This window comes from Kitasatospora sp. NPDC048722, assembly GCF_040650235.1.
GTDB lineage: Bacteria > Actinomycetota > Actinomycetes > Streptomycetales > Streptomycetaceae > Kitasatospora.
Genome location: NZ_JBEZGX010000076.1, coordinates 25,660 through 35,296, shown reverse-complemented (window position 1 = coordinate 35,296; position 9,637 = coordinate 25,660). Strand labels below are relative to the sequence as shown.

10 protein-coding genes are annotated in these 9,637 nt (G+C 69.7%); all 10 read right to left on the bottom strand.

From position 1 onward, the window contains the following. Positions 1 to 286: 286 nt before the first annotated feature. Entirely contained in the window at positions 287 to 1,630 is a 1,344-nt protein-coding gene (locus tag AB0C76_RS36455; protein WP_359973976.1) for a Cys-Gln thioester bond-forming surface protein, read from the bottom strand. 991 nt (positions 1,631 to 2,621) lie between these two features. Continuing rightward, complete coding sequence (locus AB0C76_RS36450) at positions 2,622 to 3,209, bottom strand: hypothetical protein (RefSeq protein ID WP_359973974.1); 588 nt, start codon at positions 3,207 to 3,209, stop codon at positions 2,622 to 2,624. Between the two features lie 366 nt (positions 3,210 to 3,575). Next, complete coding sequence (locus AB0C76_RS36445; RefSeq protein ID WP_359973972.1) at positions 3,576 to 5,249, bottom strand: FAD-dependent oxidoreductase; 1,674 nt, start codon at positions 5,247 to 5,249, stop codon at positions 3,576 to 3,578. Next, entirely contained in the window at positions 5,246 to 5,515 is a 270-nt protein-coding gene (locus tag AB0C76_RS36440; protein WP_359973970.1) for a UBP-type zinc finger domain-containing protein, read from the bottom strand. Before AB0C76_RS36440 ends, AB0C76_RS36445 begins: the two co-directional genes overlap by 4 nt. 64 nt (positions 5,516 to 5,579) lie before the next feature. After that, on the bottom strand, positions 5,580 to 6,485 hold the full coding sequence (locus tag AB0C76_RS36435; RefSeq protein WP_359973968.1) for an alpha/beta fold hydrolase: 906 nt from the start codon (positions 6,483 to 6,485) through the stop codon (positions 5,580 to 5,582). Continuing rightward, positions 6,482 to 6,904 carry a nuclear transport factor 2 family protein gene (locus tag AB0C76_RS36430; protein ID WP_359973966.1) on the bottom strand — a complete coding sequence of 141 codons (423 nt, stop codon included), beginning with the start codon at positions 6,902 to 6,904 and terminating at the stop codon, positions 6,482 to 6,484. Before AB0C76_RS36430 ends, AB0C76_RS36435 begins: the two co-directional genes overlap by 4 nt. Next, positions 6,901 to 7,359 (bottom strand): nuclear transport factor 2 family protein, encoded by a 459-nt coding sequence (locus tag AB0C76_RS36425; protein ID WP_359973964.1) that lies wholly within the window; start codon positions 7,357 to 7,359, stop codon positions 6,901 to 6,903. Before AB0C76_RS36425 ends, AB0C76_RS36430 begins: the two co-directional genes overlap by 4 nt. After that, positions 7,356 to 8,048, bottom strand: coding sequence for an EthD family reductase (locus tag AB0C76_RS36420; RefSeq protein ID WP_359973962.1), 693 nt, complete (start codon positions 8,046 to 8,048; stop codon positions 7,356 to 7,358). Before AB0C76_RS36420 ends, AB0C76_RS36425 begins: the two co-directional genes overlap by 4 nt. A 25-nt stretch (positions 8,049 to 8,073) precedes the next feature. Next, positions 8,074 to 8,382: a muconolactone Delta-isomerase family protein gene (locus AB0C76_RS36415; protein ID WP_359973960.1), complete on the bottom strand. Its 309-nt coding sequence runs from the start codon at positions 8,380 to 8,382 to the stop codon at positions 8,074 to 8,076. Positions 8,383 to 8,403: 21 nt separating this feature from the next. Next, the gene (locus AB0C76_RS36410) at positions 8,404 to 9,441 is read right to left on the bottom strand and encodes an ankyrin repeat domain-containing protein (RefSeq protein ID WP_359973958.1); all 1,038 of its coding nucleotides are present in this window, start codon (positions 9,439 to 9,441) and stop codon (positions 8,404 to 8,406) included. Positions 9,442 to 9,637 lie beyond the last annotated feature (196 nt).

Here is a 9,637-nt window from a genome sequence, read left to right as displayed (position 1 = left end):
ACCACTCACCGAGTTCCTTGGGGTCGGTGGTGGGAAGGCCCGCGTAGCCGACGGCCCAGGCCTGCCTCACCTGGCACCACCTGTGCCCCCGTCAGCCTGACCGCCGCGGTCGCGTCGATGTCGAGCTGACCTTGGCGGGGCGCTTCGCAGCCGCTTGCCCATGCTCATATGAGCCTTCACGACCGTCGGAGACGTCCCAGCAGGCATTCAGTGCGCACTCGGGGGCGCTCGTGGACCAGGGTGGTGGCCTGCCGAGCGGTCTGTGGCTGAACGGGCGGGTGATGGGTCAGTGGCGGCGCCGCCGGGCGAGACCTGTCAGTACCAGGGCTGTGCCGACGCACAGGGCGATGGCCGCCGCGGCAGCGGCGGTGGCGGTGCTGCTCGTGCCAGTGCGGGCGAGTTCGCCGTTGGCCGAGGAAGTGGCGCTTCCGGTCGGCTCGTCGGTCGCACTGGTGGGCCCTGCGTCAGCTGCACGGCTAGTGGTGGTGGTGGGCTCGGGGGTTCGGGACGGTCGTGGTGAGTCGGACGGAGCGGCGCTGGGGGATGGTGCCGGTGTGCCGCCGCCGGTCCCGGGTTCTTCGGGCTCGGTGGTGTTGCCCGGGTCCTCGGGCTCGCCGCCGCTTCCGGGATCGCTCGGGTCTTCCGGGCTACCGGTGGGCGGTGGAGTGGTGTCGGCCGCGGTCCATTCCACCTTCGCGCTCGCGCTGACGCGGAGCTGGCCGTCACCGCCCACCAGAAGGAGGTCCTGGCTGTTCGAACTGACCAGCGCCCTGCCCACCGGGGCTGGGACCGAGGCGGTCGCGGTGACCGTACCGCTGCCCGGCGCCGCGCCGGCCGGAGCCTTCAGGAACAAAGGGTCGCCGCTCTTGGCAGGGCGGGTCAGCGCACCATGACTGTCGGAGAGGAGGTTTCCCGCCCGGTCCGTCAGCGTCACACCAGCTGTGACCGCCTCCGGGTCGAGGAATGCGCCGACCGGATCACCGGTGGAGGTGATCGTCACCGGGCCGAGTACCGACCCGGCCTTCCCCGTGACCGTGTCAGGGGAGAGCGAGAGCGGGACGGCCGGTTCGGGAGTGTCGACGGCGTGCGAGGCCAGGTAGTCGGCGAGCTTGGCCCCGACCGGATCCCATGGCACGCCGGTGACGTGGTTTGTGATGCGCCAGATGGCGGCCTGAGTCGCGCCGGCTGCTGCGTTCCTGGAAAGCTTGCCGCCGACGAGCTTGCCGAGCTCGTCGGCGGTGATCTTCGGGTAGCCGTGCTGGAGGATCCAGTTGACCTTCCCGGCATCGGGGTTGTCCTTCAGCGTGGGCACGCTGGACAAAGCGCCATCGTGGTACAGCGAGCCCTTCAGCACAGGGGTGCTGGCTTCGAGGCAGTAGGTGACGAACGTAGCTCCGTCGGCGGTCGTCACCCGGATCAGACCGCCGACGGACCCGTCGTCCTCGGCACCGCTGAAGCTGATGTAGTCGCTTTCGACGAGGTCTGCGCTCTGGAGGACCGTGGCCGACGCAGCGTCACCCTTCGAGCCTCCGCCCGCCGCCGAGGCCGTTACCGGTCCGAGCCCGCCGGCGGCCAGCATCCCGGCCGCGAGTACGACGGCTGCCGTTTGCGTTGTGTATTTCCACTTCACTGCTGCTTTCTCCCATGTGGCGATAGGGCCCGCCGGCTCCGATGCCGAGCGGAACAGAAATTCTGTCCGCCCCACCCTTCCCGCCGGGACTTCGCCCTGGTAGATACCGCCGATCTATTGCGTCATAGGGACGACCTATGGCGTGCGAGCGCCGACACGGGCAGACTAATGCCGCTGGTGGCGAAAACATCTGCTATGTGGAGAAAGGAGGTTGTGGTGACTTCCGTCTTCCTCGACGCAGGACTAAAGGGCTGCGGGTCAGGACTTAAGTCCCGGATTTGAGTGAAGAGCGTACAGCCGCTTCCGTTCTGTCGCTTCGTGTGCAAAAGTTCTGGAGGCGAGATCACTTCGCCTCGTCCGCCTGGGCTCTGCCTTCAGGGGCTGACAGGCCCTGTGGGCTCTCGACCTCCTCGACCTCGGGCTACCGGCGCCTGGTGCGGAAACGGGGCGTCAGGCCGGTGATCCCCCGCCGTGAGTACTCCACGGATCAGGTCTCGGAGCCCAGCGCTGGGTCGTCGAGCGTTGCGCGCCAACGAGGCGCGCTACTTCAAGAACAAGCAGCTCGGCCGATCCGGTGTTCGGGTCATACAGACCTGGAACAGCCGAGAGAAGTAGGGAGGGTCGGCGGTCGGCTGCGCCGTCACGCGGGCGTGACTGTTGCACGCGGCGACTCGAAATCATGGCTCTGACCTGCAGAGATGTCAGGTGCGATCCCACGCGGGGAGCTCTTCAGGCGGTCGACTAGACAACTCGCCAAAGCCGCGGAACCTCCCACTGAGGTTCTCGTGTGCGGGGTGATCGAGTCTCATGTCTGAGCTCGTTTGGCAGGGGCTGCTCGTATCTATGCTGACCTTTTGCTGACCTCATCTGACGGACCATCAGTCGGGCAGCCTGCTGGGTGCTGCTGGTCGAGTCGCCGATCTCGGCGCTGGCGCGGCTTCACGGTTGATCGTGAGACCGCATATGTCCGTGCGTTCGTCGGTAGCCATGGCTACCGGGACACGCCCCCGGTCAAAGCCTCTTCGGCTCGGAGCAGTTCACGATGGACGAAGCCCGCGACAACCATCACGACCACGTCTCCCGCGGTGATCAGCCACTGCCCGCCCAGGATGCTGAACAGCGTGATGAAGCCCACGGAGTACACCACGGGCATGGTGTGCAACGCACTGGCAGCACCATAGAGCTTGTAACGTGCCAGGCGCCCGGCGGCGACCGCCAGGGCTACCCCTGCCAGGCCGGGCAGTCCGCACACGATGACCGTCAGCATCCACCCGAAAACGCTGCCGGCGGTCTGCGGGACCAGCCTCGCGGCGAGCACGGCGAAAGACCCGGCCAGGCAGACTCCGAAGGCTCCGGCCGCGCCCGCGGCCCGAGCGACGACACGCCGCACCCCCGCGTCGGCCGTATACGGCGACGCAACAGGTCCTCCAAGTTCCTGCAACCACACACGGCGCGCCTGAACGCCGAGGACGACCACCCACGTCACCACGGCCGCCGCCACCAGTGCGAAGAGCCCCCCGACAAGCACGTTCCCGCGATGGAAGGACACCGCGGACATCGCCACCGCGACGAAGACCACCAGCCCGACCAGCCGAACACCATGTCGTGCACGAAAGAGATGCCCTGGCCCCATGCTGACGATTGTCCCTCCACGGGCCGAGCCCAGCCCCCTGCTCTCCAATGCTCTAACGCTGATTTGACGTACAAACACTTCGCATATGACCTCGATGACCGCTCGACCTGCTGAGATCTCCAGGATCCGAGCACACGCGACGCGGCTCTCCTCCACGCTTCGAGATGTCGAGTAACGAAGCTTGAAGGAGAGCGATGCTCGATGCCTGTGGATCGGTCCCTGTTGGACGAGATCGTCCGTGAGGGGGCGAGGCGGATGCTGGCCGCTGCTCTCGAAGCCGAGGTAAACGCCCGGTTCTGAACCCCAGGGCTGTCAGGTGGCGGCCCGGTAGCGGTGGATGAGGGCGACGGCCATGGCGCCTTCGCCGACGCCGGAGGCGACGCGCTTGATCGATTGGGCCCGGACGTCGCCGGCGGCGAAGACGCCCGGGAGGCTGGTCTCCAGTAGGTGGGGCTCGCGGTTCAGGGGCCAGGACGAACGCGGACGGCCCGGTCGGGCGAGGTCGGGGCCGGTCAGCACGAAGCCGTGCTCGTCGCAGTCGACGGTGTCTCGGAGCCAGCCGGTGTGCGGGCGGGCGCCGATGAAGGTGAAGACGAAGCGGGCCGCCTCCTCGGTCCGCTCGCCGGTGCCGTCGTCGACCAGGGTGATGCGCTCCAGCCGCCGGTCGCCGTGGAAGGCCAGCACGCGGGTGTTGAGCCGGACGTCGATGGCGGGGGTGCGGCGGATCTCGTCGACCAGGTACTGCGACATCCCGGCCTCCAGCGAGGCGCCACGCACCAGCACGGTGACGCGTGCGGCGTACCGGGCGAAGTGGATCGCCGCCTGGCCGGCCGAGTTCGCGCCGCCGATGACGAAGACGTGGTGCGAGACGCACGAGCTGCTCTCGGTCGTCGCGGCGCCGTAGTACAGCCCCTCGCCCTCGAAGCGTTCGGCGCCGGGGGCGTCAAGGTGGTTGTAGGACACGCCGGTTGAGATGAGTACGGTCTCGGCGCCGATCTCCGTCCCGTCGGCCAGGGTCACGATCCGCACGTGACCGGCGGCGCGCAGGCCGACGGCGTCGACGGGGTGGAGCAGTTCGGCGCCGAACCGGCTCGCCTGGCTCACCGCGCGCCGGGCGAGGTCGCGGCCGGACAGGCCGGCGGGAAACCCGAGGTAGTTCTCGATGAGGCTGGAGGTGCCGGCCTGCCCGCCGGGTGAGTCGGAGTCGAGCAGCAGCGTTGTGAGCCCCTCCGAGGCGGCGTAGACGCCGGCGGCGAGGCCGGCCGGGCCGGCGCCGATGATGACGGTGTCGTAGTGCGGGCGGGAGGCGGTGGTGGCCAGGCCGAGTTTCTCGGCGAGCCAGGCGGTCTCCGGGGCGGCGATGACGTCGCCGTCGGGGAAGGCGACGAGTGGGAGCTCGGCCGAGCCGTGGCGGGCCAGAAGTGGTCGTGCGTCCTGGTCGGTCTCGGCGTCGAGGAAGCGGAAGGGCTGCCCGTTGCGGGTGAGGAAGTCGCGAACGGCGTGGGTGCGGGCCGACACCGCCGGGCCGATCACCCGGATGCCCCGGTAGGCGGGGCGGTAGGCGGCGAGCCAGTCCGTGAGCAGGTCGTCCAGGACGGGGTAGAGCCGTTCGGCGGGCGGGTCCCAGGGCTTCATCAGGTAGTAGTCCAGGCGCACCCGGTTGATCGCCGTGATCGCGGCGTCGGTCTCCGCGTACGCGGTGAGCAGGACGCGCCGGGCGTCGGGGAACCGGCCCACCGCCTCCAGCAGGAACTCGACGCCGGTCATGTCCGGCATCCGCTGGTCGACGAGGAAGAGTGCCGGGTCGTGACCTCGGTCGTCGAGTGCGTCGAGGACGGCGAGGGCCTCGGTGGCGGAGGAAGCGCCCAGGATCCGGTAGCGGTCCGCGTACGCGCCCCGCAGGTCGTGCCGGATGGCCCTCAGGACCTGCGGGTCGTCGTCCACGGCGAGGATGACCGGTTTGGCGGGCGGGGCCTCGGAGGTCACGCGGACTCCAGGAGGACGCGGTCGGCGAAGCACCACGCCCAGTCCTCGCCGGGCTGGTGCGAGGCTGCGAGCGGGTGGCCGGTGTCCCGGTAGTGGCGGCTCGCGTGGCGGCCCCGGGAGGAGTCGCAGCAGCCGACGTGTCCGCAGGTGAGGCATCTGCGCAGGTGCACCCACCCGGCGCCGGCTGCCAGGCACTCCTGGCAGCCGGCGGACTCGTCGACGGTGAGCGCGGGATCGATCCGGTCGAGGTGCGAGCAGGTGGACATGCGGGTCTCCGGTGTCTCCGGGAAGGGGCCGGGGCGTGGGGACACGCCCCGGCCGAGGAGGCGGTCAGGTGAGCGTCTTGGCGAAGTGCTCGGCGGCGAGTGAGGCCGCCTCGGCGACCGTCGGTTCGTCGTCGTAGAAGGCGAACTGGTCGCCCTTGGTCCAGACGAGCTCCTTGGGACCGGCCAGGCCGGCGTGGAACTTCTCGGCCCCCTGGGGGATGGCGCCGTCGCGGCTGTGGACCAGGAGAGTGGGCGCTGTGATCCTGCGCGCGGACGGGTGGGGGTCGAAGCCCAGCCACTGCGGCCAGGACATCACGGCGAACCGGTTGTCCCAGGCGGGTACGGCGCCGCGGCGCTGGTCCAAGTAGTAGGAGAAGGGGCCGAACATCGCGGCGTCCTGGTCGGTGGTGCTGACCGCCGGCACGTACTCGACGGCGTCGCCGTAGTCGTAGTGGCGCTGCGCGGCCAGGCCGGCCTCCGTCTTGCGGTGGACGCCCTCCGCGCCGCCGTAGATGGTCCGGACCAGCTCGGCGTCGTGCAGCCACGGGGCGATCAGGGCAAGGCTGCGCACGCGGTGGTCGCGTGCGGCGTTGACCGCGGTGTACCCGCTGCTCGCGCAGACGCCGAGGGCGCCGATGCGGCGCGGGTCGACCCGGGGGTGGTGTTCGAGGAAGCCCACGGCGGCATGGATGTCCCGGACCTTCCGGGACGGCGACTCCAGTTGCCGGGGCTCTCCTCCGGACTCTCCGAATCCGGTGAAGTCGAAGGCGAGGGCGGTGAATCCGGCCTCGGCCATCCGCCGGGCATAGGTGGCGGCCATCTGCTCCTTGACGGTGAGCCAGGAGCCGGTGACCACGATCGCGGGCAGTCGGCGATCGGTGGGGGTCGCGGGCCGGTACAGGGTGCCGAGGAGCTCGGTGCCGCCGCTGTCGAAGTCGATCTTCTCCATGTGGACCTGGTGAGGGGTCACAGCGCCCTCCCGTCGATCGCGCGCAGGATCTCGGACGGGTCGGTGAAGGACTTCCAGCGCACGATCTTCCCGTCCCGCACGGTGAGCCACTGGATGAACTCGACCTCGAACGGCCGGCCGGTCCGCTTGACCACGGACCGCTCGTGCAGGACGCCCATCGCCTCCTCGTCGTCGACGACGAGCCGCAGCAGGCGCTCCGGGCCGACCTCGACCACGTCGGTGAACACCTTCAGGCTCGCCAGTACCTCGGCAGGGCCGCGGCAGGTGCCGATCCAGGGCATCCGGTCGTTGTAGCCGGGCACGGGCGCGTAGTTGATCCACTCGACGTCGTCGGAGAGCAGGCCCAGCGCCCGCTCGAAGTCGCCGCCGGTGAGCGCGTCGAACCAGTCGGTGGCCACCTCGCGTGTGGTACGGCTCATTCCGTGGTCCTTTCCATGATGTGGCGGTTGCCGGTGGCCCAGGCGGTGGTCATCCTCAGCCCGTCGATCCGCCAGCCGGCCGGGGTGCGGCGCAGCGTGAAGCGGTAGTGGCCGCCGAGCGTCCAGAGCGGGCCGCCGAGGGTGTTGGGCAGCAGGTGGGTGGCCTGGAAGTCGGCGGTGGCGACGGCGCCGTCGCCCCGGACGTCCACCAGGTGGTTGGTGAGCAGGTGCTGGGTGGCATCCAGCTCGGAGAGCAGGGTGCGCCAGGCCTCGATCAGCTCGTCAGCCCAAAGCTCGGTGGGTGTACCGCCGTTGAGGCTTGTGTAGTCGACCAGTACCTTCTCGGCGAACACCTCGGAGCGCAGCCGGTCCCACTCGCGCTTGTCGGTGTGCCAGCACATGCGCGTGCAGACGTCCACGATGTCGAGACGGTCGGACAGGGACTGACCGGTCATCGGGGCTCCACGCGGCCGAGGATCCAGTTCTCCCGGAGCAGCAGGGTGTGCACGTACCGAGCCTCGGTGAACAGCCCGAGGTCGGCGAGCATGCTGCGGTACTCGGGCGTGCGCCGTGCGGCCTCGAAGGCGTCGACGTCGTCGAACCACAGTTGGTAGGCGGCGTCCAGCACGGCCTCGCCGACGCCGTAGGAGGCGTCCCGGGTGTGGTTCTGGACGTACCGGCGCAGCCCGGGGACCTTCTGCGCCACCGGCGCGTGCCGGGCGAGGCTGCGCTCGCGGAAGTCGGCGAGCGGCAGGCCCTCGCGGCGCTTGACCAGGATCATCACCTTGGTGGCGGGGGCGCCGGCGGCCGGGCCGTCGAGGAGGACGTGGGCATCGGTGTCCAGGACGACGGTGCGCCAGAACGCGGCCCAGCGGGGCTCGTCGAGGCGGGCGCCGTCGAGGAATTCCGGGGTCTGGAGGGAGGCGAGTTGCTCCTGTTGGTTCTCCAGCCAGATCTCGGCGACCCCGCTCCACAGCGGGTCCTCGGGGTCGTCGGGTCGGGGGACGCGGGTGTCGACGCAGTAGCGCCTGATCTGGGGGATCCTGGCCGCGTACCGGACGGCGTGCTGCTCGACCCAGTAGCGCTGGAAGTTCTGCTCGCTCATGCCGGGCTTCGGGTGGGCGAGGATGATCTGGTGGATCATGTCGGTCTCCAACTCGGAGGGTCGGTCAGACCTTGTAGCTCTTCTTGACGTCCTCGGCGAAGCCGAGGTAGTCGCGCAGCGGCCAGACCTCCTCGAACTCCAGGTACTCGCGCATCGGGAGGCGGCCCAGCGCGGTGCGGTCGAGCTCCTCGGCGTCGGGGGAGTCGATGACGGCGATCACCCGCTTCTGCGCGGCGACCTTCCAGATGCCGACGCAGAAGCCGGAGTCGATGGTCTCCGCGGCGTGTTCGGCCTCCTCGCGTTCGAGCTCCCACAGGTCGTCGAGCGAGATCCGGCCCTCGTGCTTCCACTTCATCTGGACGTAGAACAGCATGGTGCCTCCGTACGTGCGGAACTAGCGGGTGGTCAGGACGCGCGTGAGCGGGTGGTCGGCGCCGAGGCCCTCGCGGGCGATGTCGGCGGGCAGCTTGCCGTCGTGGCCGACGAGGTCGTGCCGGGCGCCGGCGTCGAGCAGGATGCGGGCGCACTCCTCGTAGCCGTGCCAGAGCGCGTCGTGCAGCGGGGTGTAGCCGTTGGTGATGCCCTGGAAGTCGAGGTCGATGCCGGGGGCGGCGACCAGCAGGGCGGTGATGGCGGCGTGGCCGTTGTAGACCGCCTTGTGCAGCGGGACGGCGCCGAAGGTCGGTTCGGTGGCGTTGACGTCCGCCCCGGCGCCGAGCAGTTCCCGGGCGATCTCCCGGTGGCCGTCGCGGCAGGCGACCAGCAGCGGGGTGTGGGCGTCGTTGAAACCGTTCACGACCGGGTAGCGGGCGTCCACCTCGGCTCCCTCGGCCAACAGCCTCTGTACGGTGCCGATTTCGCCGGTCACGACGGCGGCCATCAGTTGCTGCGCCTCGGCCGTGGCGGAGTCGGCGGCCGTACGGGCGGCCAGCAGGCGTTCGGCCGCCAGCAGCTCGTCCTTGCCGCGGGTGTTGACCTTGAGCTCGTACTCGAAATGCTCGCGCATCGAGAAGCCGTAGTGGGTCGATAGGTTGAGCCCCGCGCCGCGCTCCAGGAGCACGGCGGCCACCTCGGGCCACTTGTACCAGAGCGCGTCCATCAGCGGGGTGTGCCCGGTGGTGGCCGCGACGGAGTCCACGAACGCGCCGGCTTCGAGCAGGATCCGCACGGTGGCGGGATCACCGCCTTGGACGGCCTTGTGCAAGGCCGTCGCGCCGCCGCGGGAGTCCGCCGTGTGGAGGTCGGCGCCTGCGTCCAGGAGCAGCCGGACGAGCGGGGCGTCGCCCCGGCCGGCCGCGATCATCAGGGCCGTCAGCCCGCTGCTTTCCTCACGGGCACCGGGGTTCGCCCCGCGGGGCAGCAGCCGTTTCACGGATTCGGCGTCACCTCGGTGCACGGCCGTCAGGAATTCACGGTGCGATGGATCGGTCATCCCTATTCGCCTTCTGGTGGATTGGACCGGCGACACAAGACTTAACCACGGCCGGCCGGCGTCATGCGCCGACCTGACAAACTCTCGCCGGGCTCCGCGGTGACCTGCCGGTTCTTGACGCCTATACCTGCGGACTTCACCAACTCCGGACGACCTCACAAACCTCGCCGGAATCCATTGACCCCCGTTCCGAACA

Bases quoted from the DNA above. Each gene is read 5' to 3' on its own strand.
- AB0C76_RS36440 (WP_359973970.1), bottom strand. From the start codon at position 5,515: ATGTCCACCTGCTCGCACCTCGACCGGATCGATCCCGCGCTCACCGTC.
- AB0C76_RS36430 (WP_359973966.1), bottom strand. From the start codon at position 6,904: ATGAGCCGTACCACACGCGAGGTGGCCACCGACTGGTTCGACGCGCTC.
- AB0C76_RS36425 (WP_359973964.1), bottom strand. From the start codon at position 7,359: ATGACCGGTCAGTCCCTGTCCGACCGTCTCGACATCGTGGACGTCTGC.
- AB0C76_RS36420 (WP_359973962.1), bottom strand. From the start codon at position 8,048: ATGATCCACCAGATCATCCTCGCCCACCCGAAGCCCGGCATGAGCGAG.
- AB0C76_RS36415 (WP_359973960.1), bottom strand. From the start codon at position 8,382: ATGCTGTTCTACGTCCAGATGAAGTGGAAGCACGAGGGCCGGATCTCG.
- AB0C76_RS36410 (WP_359973958.1), bottom strand. From the start codon at position 9,441: ATGACCGATCCATCGCACCGTGAATTCCTGACGGCCGTGCACCGAGGT.